Genomic DNA, 17,535 nt, shown 5'->3' with positions numbered 1-17,535 from the left:
ACGCCTGTCGGGTCATTAGCTCAATTGGTAGAGCAGCTGACTCTTAATCAGTTGGTTCGGGGTTCGAGTCCCTGATGGCCCACCAAAAATTTGGGGTTTGCGGCAATGCCGCAAACCCTTTTTTTCGGAGTTCAGAACAAACTCGAAGGCGTGCGACCGCGCGCGGGCATTCATTTTATCCGCACGCGACCGCCAAGTCCAGTTGCCGCGGTTGCCGCCAGGGCGGCAGGCAAAAGCATTTAAAGGATATACTGGCTCAAATCCTGATCCTTGCGCACATCCTGCAGATGCTCCGCAACATAGTTGCGGTTGACCAGCACCTGCGCCCCGGGCATGTCCGGGGCATCAAAAGAGATGTCGGCCAGAATTTTTTCCATGATCGTGTACAGGCGGCGTGCGCCGATGTTTTCCGTGCGCGAATTGGTATCCTCCGCAAAGGCCGCGATTTCCTCAAGGCCGTCCTCGGTGAAGCTGAGCCGGATCTGCTCGGTGCCCAGCAAAGCCTCGTACTGCTTGGTCAAGGCATTGTCCGGCTCTTTGAGGATGCGCAGAAACTCCTCTTTGCCCAGAGCCTGCAACTCCACGCGCAAAGGAAAGCGGCCCTGAAGTTCGGGGATCATGTCCGAAGGCTTGCTGAAATGAAAGGCTCCGGCCGCAATGAACAGGATATGATCCGTGCGGACCATGCCGTATTTTGTATTCACGGCGCTGCCTTCCACAATGGGCAGAAGATCGCGCTGCACGCCCTCGCGTGAAATGTCGGACGTTCGGTTTTGCGACGTGCTGGCGATCTTGTCGATTTCATCAATAAAAATAATGCCGCTCTGCTCCACACGCTCTTTGGCCCGCTCGCGGAGCGCTTCCTGATCCACAAGTTTGCCTGACTCTTCCTGCACGAGCACATTGAAGGCGTCGCGGATTTTCATCTTGCGGCGGCTGCGTCGCGGCGGAAAAGCCTTGCTGAACATGTCCTTGACCTGGCCGCCCACCTGCTCCATGCCCGGGATGGCGAAAATGTCGATGCCCTGGCCGCCCTGCTCCATGACTTCCATTTCCACTTCGCGCTGATCCAGAAAACCCAGACGAAACTGCTGCAGCAGTTTCTCACGGGTTGAGGCGCGTTCTTCCTGCCCGAACGAGCTTGGCAGAAGCAAGTCCAGGAGGCGGGACTCGGCGGCAGCTTCCGCGGCTTTGCGCACGCGTTCGTTTTCCTCCTCGCGCACCAGAGTGACGCCGATTTCCATGAGATCGCGCACCATGGATTCCACATCACGGCCCACATATCCCACTTCAGTGAATTTCGTAGCCTCCACCTTGATGAACGGAGCTCCGGAAAGTTTGGCCAGACGCCGCGCTATCTCGGTCTTGCCCACGCCGGTGGGGCCCATCATGATGATGTTCTTGGGAGCCACTTCGTCGCGTAATTCCGGCGCAAGGCGCTGCCGCCGCCAGCGGTTGCGCACGGCCACGGCCACCATGCGCTTGGCCTGTTCCTGCCCCACCACGAATTTATCCAGCTCAGCCACGATTTCACGAGGTGTCAAGGTGCTCATCAACTGCTCCTGCTGTTTCTGCGTACAGGCGTTACTATACGCACTCTCCGCCGCCTGGCAATGGCGAAGCGCAGATGTGTCGCAGCCCCGGTTTGCAGGCCGGTGCTGACGCGCACTGCCAGGCCCGCAAAGCATAGTTTTTTCGCCTTCAACGCCGCGGATTGCCGGGTGAAAATCATTGTTTTCATCCGGCAAACCTGCAAAACTCGCGCGCAACAGGAACTGGTTATTTTTTCCATGAAGAGCTAGCATTGCCGCATGGAAGCAATCCAGCTTGCGCGCTTTGCCGAGACGGCCGCTGAGCAAACAGCGGCATGCCGGCATATTCTTCTCAATGATGCTCTGCCGCTCTGGCTTTTTCCTCTTTTACTGCTGAGCGGCGCACTGCTGCAACTGGCTTTTCTGCGACTGCGCCGCCGCCTGCTCCTGCTTTTGGGCGCGCTTCTTGTGCTCGGCGCAGCCGCTGTTGATCGCGATCTCACGCTGGCTGTGGGCCAGATTTTTGTTGCCGCAGGTCTTTTGCGTCTTTTCGATGCCAATGGGGCCTGAGAGTAGCTGCTTTCATTAGCAAAACGCTCTAAAACCAGGGCGCAAAAAACCCCGGCGAGCCGGGGTTCTTGCGTTTACTGCGGCAGCTTATTTAAAGGCCTTTTCAAAATTGGGCACCACCTGCTTTTTACGGCTCATGACGCCGGGCAGCCAGACGGAATTGCCTTCCGGCTTGACGCCGAAAGCCTTTTCCACCACCGCCGGATTATCGGAAACGATCAGCATTTCCGAACCTTCCTTCATGATGTCCGTGAGCAGCAGGAAAACGCTGTGGCGTCCCTCGCCCTTGACCTTGGCAATTTCTTCCTGAAGACCGGCCTTGACGTTATCCAGTATGGAAAGATCCACCACTTCCAACTGGCCGATGCCCACCTTATTGCCGTTCATGTCAAAGTCCTTGTAGTCGCGGAAGACCAGATCATGCATGGAGGTGCCCTCCACCGCGCTCTTGACCTTGAACATTTCCATGCCCAGCGCCGTTACGTCGCTCACGCCCGCGATTTTGGCCAGAGCCTCCACGGCCTTCCTGTCGGCCTCGGTGCAGGTGGGAGACTTGAAGATGACCGTGTCGGAAAGTATGGCGCACAACATGCCGCCGGCGATATTTTTGGGAATCTCCACCCCGTAAAAGTCATACATATTCTTGAGCACGGTGCAGGTGCAGCCCACGGGCCAGATCCAGGCCTCAAGGGGCGTGGAGGTGGTCACGTCGCCAAGTTTATGATGGTCGGCAATGCCCAGCACTGTGGCGGAATCCATGCCCTGCGGAGCCTGGGGCAGATCCGAGAAATCCACCAGATACAATTCCTTGCCCGCCACGTCGTTGACGATCTGCGGCGCGGAAAGGCCGAATTTTTTGAGCACGAATTCGGTTTCCGGGGTGGGCGCGCCCTGAGCCGCGGGGGTGACGTCAAAACCGCGCTTGCCGTACAGATCGGCGGCGGCGATGGCGGAAATAATGCTGTCGGTATCGGGATTCATATGGCCAAGAACGAATGCGGGCATGACATGACTCCTTCCGGTATGATTCTTGAAAATAACGTAATGATGGGCCGATTTGTTATCTTTAGCACAAGGGCGCGGCCATGCCAAGAGCTTTGGCGCAAATTTCCCGGCTCCGAAGAAAAAACGGCAGATGCTTTGGACTTGAACTTCAGAGAAAAAGCCCCCAAAACGGCTCGTGATTTTTTTACTTTTTCCCTGAACGCGGATGGGCCTGATCATAGACTTGCACGAGATGCTCAAGGCTCACCTGGGTATAGCGCTGGGTGGTCGTCAGGCGTCTGTGCCCCAGAAGTTCCTGCACGCTGCGCAAATCCGCCCCGGCGGTCAGCAAATGGGTGGCAAAAGAATGGCGCAGGCTGTGCGGAGAAACCGTGACGTCCAGCCCGGCCCGGCGGCAGAGCCGGGCAATGATCCGGGCTGCCTCGCGCCGGTTGAGCCGTGCGCCGCGCGCGCCCACAAAAAGCGCCGCTTCCTCGGGCAAAGCCAGCAAGGGTCGCTCGTCCAGCCAGGCCGCCAGACTGCTGCAGGAAGTGTCGGAAAGCGGCGCCAGGCGCTCGCGAGAGCCCTTGCCCATGACCCGCAGCACGCGGGAAGTCAACTGCACGTCGTCCACGTCCAGGCCCAGCGCCTCGGAGATACGCAAGCCGGAACCATAGAGCAGCTCGGCCAGGGCCAGATCCCTGCAAAGCAAACGCGCCTTGTGAGCATCCGTGGGCGCGTCGGCCCTGGGCGCGTCCAGCAAGGCAAATGTTTCATCCACGTTCAACGCGCGGGGGTGGCGCCTTTCCTGACGCGGATTGCGCACAGCGGCAGCCACATTTTCGCCAACCTGCCCGCTGCGTTGCAGAAAACGAAAGAAAGAACGCGCGGCGGCCAGTTTGCGGGCCATGGAGCTTTTAGCCGTGCCCTTGCGAAAAAGCCAGGCCAGAAAGGCCTGAATATGCTTGCGGCTTATCTCCCCCGGCCGGGCCAGATCCGCGCCCTGTTCATGCAAAAAAACCGCCAGTTGCGTCAGATCCGCGGCGTAGGCTTTTTGCGTTGCCTCGGAAGCGCCTTTTTGCACGGCAAGCCAGGCCAGGAACGCCTCGATCAGAGGCCGGGCTTTCCCGGCCCCGTCCAGAGAAGACGGCATACTTTTGCCCGCTCTCACGGCAAAGCCTCATAGCGGGCCCCGGGCAGCCGCTTGATCCTCCCCAGCATTTCCAGACCGATCAGCAAGGTATTCAGTTCCGAGACGGAAATATCCAGGGCAAGCGCCAGAGCGTCGGCCTGCATGGCTCCCTGGGCGCGCAGGCAGGCAAGCAGCCGCTCCTTGCGCTCTTCCGGAACCAGCGCGTCGGCAGGAGGGCAAACAGGCCCGGCCGCGGGCCCGGACCGCGAATTTTTTCCGGGTACGGCAGCGGCGTTGCGCGTCGTCGCAGCCGCGGGTTCCTCCTCCGGCCTGGGAAAAGGCGCTCTTTTTTCCTCTTCCGGCAGGGTTTCGTGGCTGATCCCGAAGGGCCGCAACTGTTCGGCCAGATCCAGCAGCACGTCTTCGGCGCTGAACACCGGCCGCGCGCCCTGACGCACCAATTGCTGGCAGCCCAGGCAGTGCGCGTCCAAAGCCGGGCCGGGCACGGCATATACCTCGCGGTTTTGCTCCAGAGCCAGCCTGGCGGTGATCAGACTGCCGGAGCGGCTTGCCGCTTCCACCACCAGCACGCCCAGAGCCAGCCCGCTGATAATCCTGTTGCGGATGGGAAAGTGTTCTGCCAGCGGCAAGGCCCCGGGGGCAAATTCCGTTACCAGGAGGCCCTTTTCCGTCATTTCCCCGAAGAGCCGGGCGTTGCTCCTGGGATAGATTTGATCAATGCCGGTGCCCAGCACGCCTATGCTCCGCCCTACCCGCGCCAGGGCAGCCTCATGGGCCACCTTGTCGATGCCCAGGGCCATGCCGGAAATAACGGCTATGCCGCAGGCCGAAAGACAGCGCGCCATGTAGGATGCCATACTGCGCCCCTGAGACGTGGCGCGTCGCGATCCCACAACGGCAAAAGCCGGGGAATGCAGCAGGGAAAGGTCGCCGCGGCAATAGAGCAGAACCGGCGCGTCTGGAAGCTCGCGGAGTCGTTGCGGATAGCGCGGGTCAGACCAGAGCAGGATGTGCGCTTGCACTGTTTGCGCGCGGTTCCACTCTTCCTTTGCGGTGACTCGCCAGGAGCCGGTCGCCATCTCCGCGGCCTGACGGCGGGTAAGCCCGGCTTCGGGCCAGCGCTCCCGGGCTTGCACGGCGTTATATGCCGAGCCGAAGGTCTTGAGCAGCCGCGCGCGGGAGAGCGCGCCCAGGCCCCGGCAATGCCGCAAGGCCAGGCTGGCCCAGAATTCGGTGCGCGCCGCCTGATCCATATATGCCCAGGTCGGGACAGAGGCGGCCCTGTGGTCGATCCCGCCGCGCCCTGCAGCGTGCAGGTCATTGTCTTGCTTCCGCAAAGCCATGTTCAGCGCGCAAATCCGCGTGAGCGCGCCAGGCGGGCGGCCTCGGAATTGGGAAAATCAGCCAGAAGCGTCTTGTACTTGCTCGCCGCGCCCTGCTTATCGCCAAGGCGGCTCAGACACATGCCCGCCTTGAGCAAGGCGTCGGCATTCTTGTGATGGCGCGGATACGCGGCATTGACTTTCTCAAACTGGGCCAGAGCTTCCTGCAGCTTGCCCTGGGCATACAGGCATTCGCCAGTCCAGTATTCGGCATTGGCCGCGTAGCGGCCCTGGGGATAGTGCTGCAAAAATTCCCGAAAGCGGGCAATTCCCTCGGCTGAACGCCCGGAAAGCGCCACCTGCAATGCCGCTTTATATGCCCGGTCCTCGCCTTTTCCGGCTTTGGGAGCGGCAACGGTTTGGGGAGGCGAGGCTTGCGGCGCAACGGCACTCTCCCGCGAAGCGGGCGGCGCGCTTGTCTCGGCGGCGGCCGCGCCCAGCGGAGGCAAGCCCGGATGCTCCGGCGGCAGCGACAGCGCCGAGGGGGGCAATGCCGGCACCTGCACCGCGGCATTGCCGTCAGTTCCGCTTTGGGCGGCAAGAGGCGTGCCGGCGGCGGGCGGCGCGGAGACTCCCTTTCCTCCCGCAGCGTTGGCAGCCGGGGCTGCGTCCTTTTGAGACGTCGCAAGCGCAGGATTTTCAACCGGCGGAAGGGCCAGACTGCCGGGCGCAGGCTCGCTTGCGGCCAACTGTCCTGTAGGGCCGGCCACCCTGTCGGGGCTGCCCACCCGACCCGCAGGGCCGGCTACGCCGGATTTGCGGGAAGCGTCGGGGCTATTGCCGACTTTGGCGCGCGCGCCATCGGTTTTGCCGGGCAAGGGCGTGGGCGGCGCGGCCGGATTGATCACCCGGTCGGACGGGGACGATGGGCCTGCATCCCTTGTGGATGCAGCGGCGGACTGAGAATTGTGCCCCTTTTGCGCGCTTTGATCCGCCTGTAGTGCCCGGGCGGGCATGTTGCGCGAAGTCGGCATGCCCGCCGGAACAGAAGCAGGAGAAAGCGGCGGGCTGTAGGCAGCGGCCCTGGCGGTCTGTGCCTGAATGATCGGCACAACGGTCATGCCGGTTTTGCGACCGCCACGGGTGCGCACTTCATAGGCCCGGTTGTTGAGCATGGCGACCTGGCTATCCAGCGCCGCAACGCTCTGTTCCAGTTTTTGCAGGCGATGATCCGTTTCGCGCAGCGTCGCCTGGTTTGTGCGGTTGCTTTCTTCAAGCTTGCGCATCTGAGCCGTTGAAGCGCAACCGCCTGCCAAAAGCAGGCAGGCTGCCGGTATCATCAAGAGCTTTTTCATAGTACTCCCCACACCCTTTTTCCGCCGCAAGTCCGGTCGATCTTCAGAGCATTTTTCGGATTGAATTTGTCCAGAGCTCATTTCATACATCGTCATACAAACGAGTTATGAGGATCACTTTGCCAAAAAACGCGGTTTTTTCCAGAATCCACGCCGCTGCGCGGCGCAGCGCGCCATGTGCGGCAAGAGAGCATTTTCTCTGGCATACTGCTCTGAGAACTCTTGCGGCGACCGTAATTTTGAGGCAAAAACAGGCCTGTATGCGTTTTCCTCAGGGTACAGAACACAGCCGGTCAGCGCAATACCGCAAGGAGTAAGCATGAATATTTACAGCCGGTCCTTTTGCCGGGCGCAAGGCGGTGCTCAATGAACTCGGTGCATGAGTTTCTCCGCGTCAATCCTCTGCTGCAAACCGGTCTGGACGTACTGGGGATTGTCATTCCGCTGGCCATGCTCCTGGCTTTTGCCGGCATGGGCTTCATGTCCGCCACAGCCAGGATTCTGGCCCATACGCGTGGACGATCCTCATATGACAAATGCGCCCGCCAACTTGCTGCCCTTGGCCTGATTCTGGGCTGGCTGTTGCTGATCGGCGGCCGTATCTGGCTTTTTTTCACCCAGGAAGGCTACACCCCGGACTCTCTGCCGGGTTTCATGGTGGAGATGACCTGGATACTGCTGGGGGTGGGAGTTCTGATCGGCAGCCTCTACCATGCGCTTTGGAAACCCTTGGCCACTATGCCCGTTTTGCATGTGACCCTGGGCATTTTGAGCGGGGTGCAGGGCAGCGCGGCAGTGGTGGCGGCTCTGGCCTCAGCCCGCTTTTTGACGGCGCTTGCCCAGCCTGACGCCGCAACCATGACCCTGGGCGATCTTTTTCGGCCGGAATGGGGCTCCCCCTTCTGGAGCGCGTTATGCTATACGCCCCTGCTGATTCTGGCCATGCCTGCGGCCTTCGGCGCGCTGTGGCTCCCTCTGCGGCGCGCCCACGACGATTTCGGCAGGGATCATTATAATGCCATGATCCCCTGGTGCGCGGCCTGGGCCCGCAATGCCTGGGGTCTGTTCTGGCTTCTGCTGCTCATATCCAGCGGCATGCAGATCGCCCAGCACTGGCAGGCTGGAGCCTTCACAATGCAGGACGCGATTATCCAGACCTCCCGCCTGCTGCTCTGGCTGATTCCGGCTCTGCTCTGGACGCTGGTCTGCCGCAGCGCCATAGCCCTTCGTCACAAGTTGACTTTGCTGGCGGCGCTGGTGATCAGCATTACCTTCATGCTGCCCTATTATCTGGAAGCCACGGCCATGTACGGCCTCGTCACGCATACAGACACACAGCCCGGCATCTGAATGAGCGGAGAAGACGCTGCGACGCGCAGCGCGCAGCCGCCATGCCTGCGCTGGCCCTGGGCGCGAAGGCTTACCAAGGCTTACCGCTGCAAATATTGCCTGCGCCATTCGTCCAGAAAGAGCAGACTTGTTTCCAAATCGCTGAGCGCGCCGCTCTGTTGGCGCAAGCGCGCCAGCACGTCCTCAAAGGAGGCATGCGGCCCCAGGCCCAATTTTCGGGCCAGTTGCGCCAGCTCCGCCTGCACTTCCGCGGGCAGTTCCGGCAGGGGCGCTTTTTCCGGGCCGCTTTCCTGCCAGGGGCCCAGGCTTTGCTCACAGTATTCCAGCAAGGCGGCCATGCGCCGCGCATAGGTATGTTCCCGCACAACCCGCGCCTGGCCGCGCGCGGCGTAGGCCGCGCGCTCCTCGGGCCGGGCAAGAAAATAATCAATTTTTGCGTAAAATTCTTCCAGGCTGGCAAAGGTGGCCAGTTCATCCGGGGCAAACAATTCGGGCAGCAGCGTGCGCTCGTCCACCAGTTGAAAGGCGCGCATGGCGGCCAGCTCAAAGGTGCGCGGATTGACGAAATCCCCGTGGCTGACCAGATCGTTGGTCTGCAAACTGGAATGCAGATTAAGGTTGACCCGCGTGGCGTTATAAATTTTGACGCTTTCCTCTTCGCCAATGCGCGCGCCCTGACGCTGGACGTGACCAGCCAGAAGGCTTTCCCCTTCCCAGTCCGATCCCCAGATTTTGAAATCGCGGCCGGCCAGCCGCCGGAAGGCCAGCCGCCGGTTGGGATAGCCGGCCCCGAGAAAGCCGATGTCCGCCCCGTATTCACGTTGCTCGACCGGGCTGAGCGCAAGCGGTTTGTGGAAGTCGGGCAGGGCCGCCAGGGGCAGATACAAGGAGCGGACGCCCAGTGCCGCCAACTCCGAAAGAAAAGGCTCTTTCTGAATCACCGCGAAAACATCGTAAAGCGGCGCATAGGCTCGCCAGTAAGTAAACAGGCGGTAATCTTCCACAAACCACATGGCCGTGCGCACGCCGCTGCGCTGCAGACGCTGCAGCAGGCTGCGGCTGACCGGAGCCTGGGCCAGCGCCAGCACCAGATGCGGCTCCACGGACTCAACCTGGGCCCAGATGGCCTGAGAAAGCACTTGCAAAAAAGAATGTTCCAGTTGCGCGGCCCGGTTCGGCGTGAGCGCCAGGCCTTGCAGGCCGGTAAATGCCGGATACATCAGCGGCGACTCAAAGACATGCGCGGTGTGGCCGAGCTCACGCAGCGCAGCCGCGCAATACCGGCCAATGGGCAAGGAACCGCCGTACATGGGCAGAATCACCAGAATACGCAGGGGCGCAACAGCCATCAGCAATACCTCCCGGGCGGCAGCATCCAATCAAGGTCCTGGCACAGCCAGTCATCCGGAACCGCCGGAGCGGGTGCGCTTTCGGTCTGGAGCGCCGTAGCGCCGCAAACATCCCCCGCAGCTTTGGGCAGCCGCAAAAATTCAGTCAGCGCGGCACGGACGGCAGCCCGTTGCCGAGCCTGCGGGTCCGACCCGGCTTGCAGACGCAAGACGCAGCCAAGCGCATCCAGATTGCTCTGCCAGAGTTGCAGATCATCCGGCAAAGGCGCCTGCGATCCTGTTTCGCCCCGCAGGCAGGTGGCCAGGGAGCGCAGGAGGCCCGCTTGGCGAAAGGGAGCAAGGCAGGCTGTCGCATGGGGGCAGGGAGCCGACTCCAGACAGGGAGCGCAGGCCCGCGCTGCCTGCCAGATAAAATGCCCCCGGCCGTAAGGCCCGGTTTCATGCGCGCTTGCCGAGGAGAGAAAAAAAGCCAGCACAGGCACGCCCAGATGAGCCGCCAGATGCATGATGCCCGTATCCGGGGTGATCAATGCGTCCAGGCCGCGCACGGCGTCCACAAGGCCCGGCCAGTCGGTTTTGCCGCTGAGATCCCTTGTCCGTTCCTGGATTCGGAGCGGCAAGAGCCGCAAAAGCTTGCGGGCGGCGGCTTGTTCGGCTTTGGAGCCCAGCAGGCGGACGGGCGGCCCATCCAGCGCCTTGAAGGCCGTTTCCAGCACTGCGGCCAGCACGGGAACCGGCAGGGAGCGGCGCGATTCGCGCCCGGCCAGAACCACGCCCAGGCCTTGCCCGCCGGGCCGGGCCTGGGGATTGACCAGATCCGCCGCCACTGGGGAATCTGCAAAATGAGCCCAGAAATCCACGAGATTGAGCGGCGAAACCGCGCGCCGCTCACTGAGGCGAAAGGCTTTGCGCGCCCAGGCGGAACGCAGGATGCCCCCCGGCGCAGGGCGGTAGCCGTGCACCAGTTCCGGCTCGAAGCAGCGGCAAAGAGCCGCCGTCATGCCGGAAAAGTTGCAGTTGTACACGGCCTGAAAGTCGGTTGCCTGCCACTGGGCCAGCATTTCCCTGTTGTGTTTGAGGGCCTGATATTGCGGCTGCGCGTGCAGATGCAGGGGATGAATTTCAGCCGCCGGGTACAACAGCCGGGCCAGGGGAGCGAGCCCCGCCTCAATGCCGAGATGGACCCGGCCACGGCTTTCCAGCGTGCGGATCAGGCGCTTGCTCTGCACAAGGTCGCCGAAGCGTGCCGCTTGCAAGACCAGAAAAGCAGCCATCAGCCATCCTTAACAGATAGATATTTTCTCCGGCACAGGCCGGGCGTCGGCAGGAGAAATTCACGGCAGTGCGCAGATAACTCCCGGGGCTGCCGCCGGTCGCTTGCGCTCACTCACGGCGGCTGCGCCGCCAAATCCTCCGGGCGTTGCCCTGGGGCTTTTTGCATGTGGACGCCAGCCCAGGCTTGAGACGGCGACCGGAAGGAAAACCTAGCGCATTCATCCGCCTGAGGCAAGCCGCGCGCCCTTTGCAAAACGCCGCTCTTTGTATATTCTTTTCCTTCCCTGCATGTTCGCCGTGCTCTGCTGCCGCGGCTGAAAGGCAAAGGCCGGATTATGAATGCACTACATGCCAGCGCGCCGCTCTACCCTCTTTTTCTCTCGCTGGAGGGCAAACACTGTTTGCTGGCGGGCCTGGGTGAAGTGGGCCGCCGTAAACTCTCGGGCCTGCTGCGCTGCGCGCCCGCCTCGGTGCTCGTGCTGGACACGGCGGCAGCGGCAGCCACGTCCCCGGACGCCGTTTCGCTGCTGGCGCATGAGCATGTGCGGTTTGAAAAGCGCGCCTGCACGCCGGAAGATGTGCAGGGCCGCGCTCTGGTTTTTGCCGCCACCGGCGATGCGCGGGAGAATGCCCGGATTGCCGCCTGGTGCCGCGAGGCTGCCGTGCCGTGCAATTGCGTCAGCGCGCCGGAGCTGGGTTCTTTCCTGGTCCCTGCCGTTGCCCGGCATGAAGATCTGGCGGTCGCGCTTTCCACCGGCGGAGCCAGCCCGGCTCTGGCCCGGCGCTGGCGCAACGAGCTTGAGCTCTGGCTTGCGCCCCGGGCCCGCATGGCCTGCCTGATGGGCCGCCTGCGGCCGCTGGTTCTTGCCTTGAACCTTGAGACAGGGCAGAATGCGCAATTGTTCCGCAGGGTGGCGGCATCGCCCTTGCAGCAATGGCTGGGCGAGGGTGATTTTCAACGCTGCCGCCAGTGGCTTCTGGCGGAATTGCCGCCGGTTTTGCATACACATCTAGCGGAGTTGCTTGATGATCTCCCCTGAAGTCTCCACCCTGGTCACCCTAATCCTGTATGCTTTGGCAAGCATTGCGGGCATTGCGGGCATGGTGGCGCGCAGTCTTTTCTGGCGGCGTCTGGGCTGCTGGCTGGCGCTGGCCGGTTTTGCCTGCCAGACCCTGATGCTGGCCCTGGGTTTTCATACCTCCTTGCCCGGCGGCCTGAGCCTTGGCGCGTATCTGCAGATGCTGGCCTGGTTTGTGCTGCTCTGTGGCCTGGCTGTCTGGTTCAAAATGCGCCAGGAAACGGCGCTGCTCTTTGCCGCGCCCCTTGGATTAATACTCTTTGCCATGTCCGCCCCGTATCTGAGCGCCCTGATACATGTGCCGCCCTCGCTGAAAGCGCCCTTTTACGCCCTGCACATCGGCGCGCTCTTTCTGAGCCTGGGGCTGACCGCGCTTGCCTTTGCCGCCGGGGCCCTGTTTCTTTTTCTGGAAGGCAGGATCAAAAGCAAACAGCGCATGCGCGGTTTCTGGCAAGACATGCCCGCGCTCTCCATCCTGGATAAAATCAACGCCTTCACCACCCTGACGGCCTTTCCGCTCTATACCCTGGGCATTGTTGCCGGGCTGATCTGGGCCAAGCCGGTGTTTGGGGCCACGGTCACGGGCGATCCCAAGGAAGTTGTCAGCATCGTGGTCTGGCTGCTTTTTGCCGTGCTCTTTCACAATCGTCTGGCGAACGGCTGGAAGGGCCGCAAGCCCGCGCGCCTGGCTGTGTTCATCTTTGTGCTCTGTCTTTTCTCGATAATTGTGGTGAATACCTTTATGGTCACGCACCACGCCTTCATCCGCCGTTAAGCAGGCTGGGCTATGGACTGCGACATTTTCCTTGTGGGCCTCAATCACCGCACTGCCGGAGTGGACGTGCGCGAGCGTTTTGCCCTGACCAATTACTGCGACCAGGAGCACTGGGCATTGCCCTGCGCCGGCGCCGTAAACGAGGCCATGATTCTTTCCACCTGCAATCGCGTTGAGCTGCTTGCCGCGGGCACGGGCGACGTGTCCGGCCAGATGCTTGACTGCTGGGCCAGGGCGCGCGACGCCGACGCCCGCGAACTCGCGCCCTACGTTTACATTCACAAAAATCTGGAAGCCGTGCGCCACCTTTTTTCCGTGGCCTCCAGCCTGGACTCCATGGTCCTGGGCGAGCCGCAGATTCTGGGGCAGTTGAAGACCGCCTACCGCAAGGCGGTGGACTGCCGCGCCACCGGCGTGATTCTCAACCGTCTGCTGCACAAGGCCTTTTCAGTGGCCAAGCGGGTCCGCACCGAGACGGCCGTGGCCTCCAGCGCCGTTTCCATCAGTTATGCGGCCGTGGAGCTCGCCAAGCGCATCTTCGGGGACATGCATCCCCACAAGGCTCTGCTGGTGGGCGCCGGGGAAATGGCCGAACTGGCGGCCACGCATCTTTTGCAGGCGGGCATTGACGAAATTCTGGTGGCCAACCGCACCCTGGCCCGGGGTGAAGAGCTGGCCGCGCAGTTCCACGGCCGCGCCGTGGCCTTTGAGCGATTGACGGAACATCTGACCGAGGTCGATATTATTATCACCTCCACGGGCTCGCCCGAACCGATCATCCGGGCCAGGGACATCCGGGCAGTGCTCAAGGCACGTAAAAACCGGCCCATGTTTTTCATCGACATTGCAGTGCCCCGCGATATTGATCCCGATGTCAACGGCCTGGACAACGTCTATCTTTACGATATTGACGATCTTAAAGAAGTTGTTGAAGAAAATCTGGCCAATCGCCGCGACGAGGCGGCCAAAGCTGTGGAAATCGTCAACGAGGAAGTGGATTTCTTTGCGCAATGGCTCAACAGCCTGGACGCCCAGCCTACCATCGTCGACCTGATCCGGCGCGGCGAGCGCATGGCCCAGGAAGAGCTGGCCCGCACCCTCAAACGCTTGGGGCCGCTGAGCGATGAACACCGTGAAGCGCTGTCGGCCATGACCAACGCTCTGATCCGGAAGATGAACCATGACCCGATCATGTTTCTGAAAGGCGGCGGCATGGCCCAGGAAGGCAGCGCGCCGCGCATCAGCATTGTGCGGCGGATTTTCAATCTGGACAAGCCAGGCGGCGCCTGTGGCAGGAAAAGCTGATGCGCTCCTATCTCATTGACGAACTGAACGCCGAGGATACTGCGCGGCTGGCCCGTACACTTCAGGATATGGGCCTGGGCGCGGGCATGGAAGGCCTTTTCTGGCTTCCCGTGCCGCTGGAGCTCTTATCTCCCGTGCAGCGCGAGCATGCGCAAGACTGCGGCCCGCACGTCATGGGCCTGGAAGTCGAGGAGCGCGGCGTGCGCCTGGAACTGCTGGTGCGGGCCCGCGGCCGCCTGCGCTGCGAATGTGTGCACTATGCCTCATCCCCATTGCGGGAGTATATGCAGGCCTATCTGGATCAGCTTTTGTGCGATCTGAATGTCACGGCCTGACCTCTTACCCTTTCCATGAAGTTTTTGCCTGATCTGCGCGCACTCACCCCGGCATCGGCCCGGCTTTGCCTGAATGTAGAGCGCTTCTGGCTGCGCGATCTGGGCATGCCGCGCGGCCTGCGCCTGTTGCTGGCGCTTTCCGGCGGGGCTGATTCCACGGCGCTGGCCCTCATTCTGCGCATTCTGGCCCCGCGTCTCAAGCTGGATCTCCGCGCTCTGACCGTGCACCACGGCCTGCGGCCGGAAGCCGGGGAGGATGCCCGCTGGACCCTGCATTTTTGCGCGCAACTGGACATTGCCTGCGTACTGCGCGAGACGAATGTCGCGGCTCTGGCCGCGCAGGAACGTCTGAGCCTGGAAGAAGCCGCGCGCGCGCGGCGTTATGCCTTATTGGAAGCAGCGCGAAAAGAGCAGGATGCCGATTTTGTGGTCACAGGGCATCACAACGGAGATCTGGCTGAAGATATCCTGCTGCGCCTTGTGCGGGGCACAGGCTGGCCTGCGCTGGGCGGCATGACGGCCAGAGACGGGCAGCGGCGATTGCTGCGGCCCCTTCTTTTCACGCAGCCGGAAGATCTCAGAAATTTGCTGCGCGAATGCGGCATCCGCTGGCGGGAAGATGCCAGCAACCGGGATTGCGTCTTTACCCGCAACTTCATGCGCCATGCGGTTCTGCCCCGTTTGCGCGCAAAAAACCCGGCCCTGAACCGGACGCTGGCCGATCTTTGGCGTTTGGCGCAATGGGACAAAGAGTATTGGCAATCCACCCTGAGCGCGGCTCTTGCCGCCTGCCCCTGGCAGGAAGACAGCGCCGGCATCGTTCTGCCCCGGATGCTGCTGGCCGCCCTGCACCCGGCAGCCCGCCTGCGCCTGTACCTTGCGGCGCTGCGCCGACTTGCCTCAGGCCCGGAAGGCAGCCAAAGCCGCAGCAGCGGCCAGGCCAGAGCGCGAACCCTGCTCAAGCTCGACGAGGCTTTGCGTGAGGGACGCGGCAACACCCGCTTTCAATTGCCCGGCGGTGTGGAAGCCCGGCTGAAAAGCGGCGAAATCCGCTTTTGCAAGTACGACAAAAGCAAAAAAACAGCGCAGAAGAATAGAGCATTTTCACTTTGAAGTTACCCAACTCATTTCAGGAAGTCCAAAGATGTCTGATTAGCATGTAATTTAAATATGTTAATCAGGCATCTTTGCCTTATCCCATCCACAAAAATCCACCTGCATCCACAAAAACCGTTGGTAGACGTGTTGGTAGTCTTTTGGTAGGTCTGGGCTGTCAATGACGGCCTTTCCCAAGGTCGGGCAGTGCTGCCCCCGGCCCTGGAAAACTGAGCGGGGTTCCCCTCTCAGCTACCGGTATATTTCTTGTAATACCTTGTATTAAAAGGTTTTTTCAGAAATATGTTGGTAGCAGTCAGTCCAACCGTACCAGGAAACACCACTCTGGAGGTGGCCGGATGAAACTGACCGACACATTCATACGGCATGTCACAGCCAACGGCAAGATTCAGAAGCACTCGGACGGCGGGGGGCTGTTTCTCTACGTCACGCCCACGGGCAAAAAATCGTGGCGGCTGGCGTACCGCTTCGCGGGCAGGCAGAAGCTCCTTTCCCTTGGCCCGTATCCGTCCGTGGGCCTGCGCGAAGCGCGGGACAAACGGGAAGACGCCAAAAAGCTGCTGCGGGAACATATCGATCCCAGCGAGGCCCGGCGGCAGGCCAGAGAAGCGGCGGCGGAAGCGGCCCGCAACTCTTTCGAGGACGTGGCGCGGGAATGGTGCGCCAAATACTCGCCAAAGTGGGTTCCCTCATACCAAAAGGCGGTCATCCGCATCTTGGAGGAAAATCTCTTTCCCCACATTGGCAAACGTCCCGTCAACGCTATTACACCAAGGGAACTGCTGGCCGTTCTCCGGCGGGTGGAAGAACGGGGCGCGTTGACCATCGCCCACAAGGCATTGCGCGATGCCGGGCGGATTTTCCGTTACGCCGTTGTCACCGGCAGGGCGGAACACGACATTGCCGCCGATTTGCGCGGCGCTCTCGCCCCCACGGTCAACGGCCACCATGCGGCCATTACCGAACCCGTTGCCGTGGGCGAACTGTTGCGCAGGATCTACGCATATAAGGGGAACTTTTTCATCTCCCGCGCCCTGCGTCTTGCGCCGCTGGTTTTTGTCCGTGCCAATGAACTGATCCACGCGGAATGGGAGGAAATCAATCTTGAGGCGGCGGAATGGCGTATTCCGGCGGAGCGGATGAAGATGAAGCAAATCCACATGGTGCCGCTTTCGCGTCAGGCCCTGACGATTTTCCATGAGCTGCATGAGAAAAGCGGCGATGGACGCTTTGTCTTTCCTGGCAACCGGGCGGGAAACGACGGCCCCATGTACAGGGGAGGCCCGTTGCGCGTCCTGCGGCAACTCGGCTGTGCCACCGGCGAACATACCTTTCACGGCTTCCGATCAATGGCGTCCACCCTCCTGAACGAGCTTGGCTATAACACAGACTGGATAGAGCGCCAGCTTGCCCACTGCGAGCGCAACGGCGTCCGCGCCGCGTACAACTATGCCGAGTATCTTCCGGAACGGCGACGCATGGTTCAGGAGTACGCTGACTATCTGGATATGTTACGCGGAAAAGTACGACAGACAGCATAAAAGACAAGACACGCGCCCGCTCCCCCGGTTCCAGAGATTCCGTCTCGGACAGGGGCGCTCTTTTATCTGTGCTAACTGTTTATGTTTTATCAAAGTCCCACTCAACACCCAAGAATTTTTGTTTGTTTTGCCGCCTTTTCCCCGTTTGTTTTTTGAGGATCGGCAGGATTTTTTCGCGCCGCCGTCGACCATTCCGCAGGATTTGAGGTTGTCGCTTTCCAGCAAAAGCACCTTTTTCCCGTCTTCAAGCAGGTAGTCGATCAGGGCGAAAGATACCTTGCTTTTCCCCACGCCGCCTTTGCTTCCGCCCACATAAAAAATCGACGCGTTTATGTTCACAACTTCTTATCCGGCGAATCCGGCACGATGAAAGATGCTCTTGCCGGAGCCGGTGGTTTTTGCGGGGGAATTTCCTTTTTTTGTGCAGGAGCAACGTCCGCGCTGTCCGCAGTTTCAGATAAAAATTTCTGAATAAGATATGCGGGAATGATGAT

General features: G+C 61.2%; 16 protein-coding genes and 1 tRNA gene. 9 read left to right on the top strand and 8 right to left on the bottom strand.

Going from position 1 to position 17,535, the window contains the following annotated elements:
* The first annotated feature begins 9 nt into the window (after nt 1-9).
* Nucleotides 10-85: transfer RNA gene (locus G7Y52_RS08775), tRNA-Lys, on the top strand.
* Between the two features lie 154 nt (nt 86-239).
* Here G7Y52_RS08775 and hslU read toward each other — a convergent pair.
* Nucleotides 240-1,553: an ATP-dependent protease ATPase subunit HslU gene (gene hslU, locus G7Y52_RS08770; protein ID WP_165070523.1), complete on the bottom strand. Its 1,314-nt coding sequence runs from the start codon at nt 1,551-1,553 to the stop codon at nt 240-242.
* 258 nt (nt 1,554-1,811) lie between these two features.
* On the opposite strand from hslU, the gene G7Y52_RS08765 reads away from it, so the two are divergent.
* Nucleotides 1,812-2,102: a hypothetical protein gene (locus tag G7Y52_RS08765; RefSeq protein WP_165070519.1), complete on the top strand. Its 291-nt coding sequence runs from the start codon at nt 1,812-1,814 to the stop codon at nt 2,100-2,102.
* A gap of 87 nt (nt 2,103-2,189) precedes the next feature.
* Here the strand turns inward: G7Y52_RS08765 and G7Y52_RS08760 are convergent, their stop codons facing one another.
* From G7Y52_RS08760 to ybgF, 4 genes are all read right to left on the bottom strand, one after another.
* On the bottom strand, nt 2,190-3,107 hold the full coding sequence (locus G7Y52_RS08760; protein ID WP_165070516.1) for a manganese-dependent inorganic pyrophosphatase: 918 nt from the start codon (nt 3,105-3,107) through the stop codon (nt 2,190-2,192).
* 184 nt (nt 3,108-3,291) lie between these two features.
* Nucleotides 3,292-4,239, bottom strand: a complete 948-nt coding sequence (locus tag G7Y52_RS08755; RefSeq protein ID WP_165070512.1) for a tyrosine recombinase XerC — start codon at nt 4,237-4,239, stop codon at nt 3,292-3,294.
* A gap of 14 nt (nt 4,240-4,253) precedes the next feature.
* A complete protein-coding gene (dprA, locus tag G7Y52_RS08750) occupies nt 4,254-5,576 on the bottom strand; it encodes a DNA-processing protein DprA (protein ID WP_241159676.1) in 1,323 nt (440 codons plus the stop codon).
* Nucleotides 5,577-5,584: 8 nt separating this feature from the next.
* Entirely contained in the window at nt 5,585-6,916 is a 1,332-nt protein-coding gene (gene ybgF / locus G7Y52_RS08745; RefSeq protein WP_165070481.1) for a tol-pal system protein YbgF, read from the bottom strand.
* A 366-nt stretch (nt 6,917-7,282) separates the two neighbouring features.
* On the opposite strand from ybgF, the gene G7Y52_RS08740 reads away from it, so the two are divergent.
* Nucleotides 7,283-8,266, top strand: coding sequence for a hypothetical protein (locus G7Y52_RS08740; protein WP_165070477.1), 984 nt, complete (start codon nt 7,283-7,285; stop codon nt 8,264-8,266).
* 80 nt (nt 8,267-8,346) lie between these two features.
* Here the strand turns inward: G7Y52_RS08740 and G7Y52_RS08735 are convergent, their stop codons facing one another.
* Nucleotides 8,347-9,615: a glycosyltransferase gene (locus G7Y52_RS08735; protein ID WP_165070474.1), complete on the bottom strand. Its 1,269-nt coding sequence runs from the start codon at nt 9,613-9,615 to the stop codon at nt 8,347-8,349.
* Complete coding sequence (locus tag G7Y52_RS08730) at nt 9,615-10,889, bottom strand: glycosyltransferase family 9 protein (protein WP_165070471.1); 1,275 nt, start codon at nt 10,887-10,889, stop codon at nt 9,615-9,617. Before G7Y52_RS08730 ends, G7Y52_RS08735 begins: the two co-directional genes overlap by 1 nt.
* Before the next feature lie 336 nt (nt 10,890-11,225).
* Here G7Y52_RS08730 and G7Y52_RS08725 point away from each other — a divergent pair, with 336 nt between their 5' ends.
* The 6 genes from G7Y52_RS08725 (at nt 11,226) to G7Y52_RS08700 (ending at nt 17,041) form a co-directional block, all read left to right on the top strand.
* Nucleotides 11,226-11,930, top strand: a complete 705-nt coding sequence (locus G7Y52_RS08725) for a bifunctional precorrin-2 dehydrogenase/sirohydrochlorin ferrochelatase (RefSeq protein ID WP_165070468.1) — start codon at nt 11,226-11,228, stop codon at nt 11,928-11,930.
* Nucleotides 11,917-12,744, top strand: a complete 828-nt coding sequence (ccsA, locus tag G7Y52_RS08720; protein ID WP_165070465.1) for a cytochrome c biogenesis protein CcsA — start codon at nt 11,917-11,919, stop codon at nt 12,742-12,744. The genes G7Y52_RS08725 and ccsA overlap by 14 nt, the downstream gene beginning before the upstream one ends.
* Nucleotides 12,745-12,756: 12 nt before the next feature.
* Complete coding sequence (gene hemA, locus G7Y52_RS08715; protein WP_165070441.1) at nt 12,757-14,049, top strand: glutamyl-tRNA reductase; 1,293 nt, start codon at nt 12,757-12,759, stop codon at nt 14,047-14,049.
* Entirely contained in the window at nt 14,049-14,384 is a 336-nt protein-coding gene (locus tag G7Y52_RS08710) for a hypothetical protein (RefSeq protein ID WP_165070437.1), read from the top strand. Before hemA ends, G7Y52_RS08710 begins: the two co-directional genes overlap by 1 nt.
* A 15-nt stretch (nt 14,385-14,399) precedes the next feature.
* Nucleotides 14,400-15,497: a tRNA lysidine(34) synthetase TilS gene (gene tilS / locus G7Y52_RS08705; protein WP_165070433.1), complete on the top strand. Its 1,098-nt coding sequence runs from the start codon at nt 14,400-14,402 to the stop codon at nt 15,495-15,497.
* Between the two features lie 341 nt (nt 15,498-15,838).
* Entirely contained in the window at nt 15,839-17,041 is a 1,203-nt protein-coding gene (locus G7Y52_RS08700; RefSeq protein ID WP_165070413.1) for an integrase arm-type DNA-binding domain-containing protein, read from the top strand.
* Here G7Y52_RS08700 and G7Y52_RS08695 read toward each other — a convergent pair.
* Nucleotides 17,012-17,380, bottom strand: coding sequence for a hypothetical protein (locus G7Y52_RS08695; protein ID WP_165070410.1), 369 nt, complete (start codon nt 17,378-17,380; stop codon nt 17,012-17,014). The two genes, G7Y52_RS08700 and G7Y52_RS08695, sit on opposite strands and share 30 nt — an antisense overlap.
* Nucleotides 17,381-17,535 lie beyond the last annotated feature (155 nt).

The organism is Desulfovibrio sp. ZJ200 (assembly GCF_011039095.1).
In the GTDB taxonomy this organism is placed as follows: domain Bacteria; phylum Desulfobacterota; class Desulfovibrionia; order Desulfovibrionales; family Desulfovibrionaceae; genus Desulfovibrio.
This window is presented reverse-complemented; position numbering and strand designations above follow the sequence as displayed.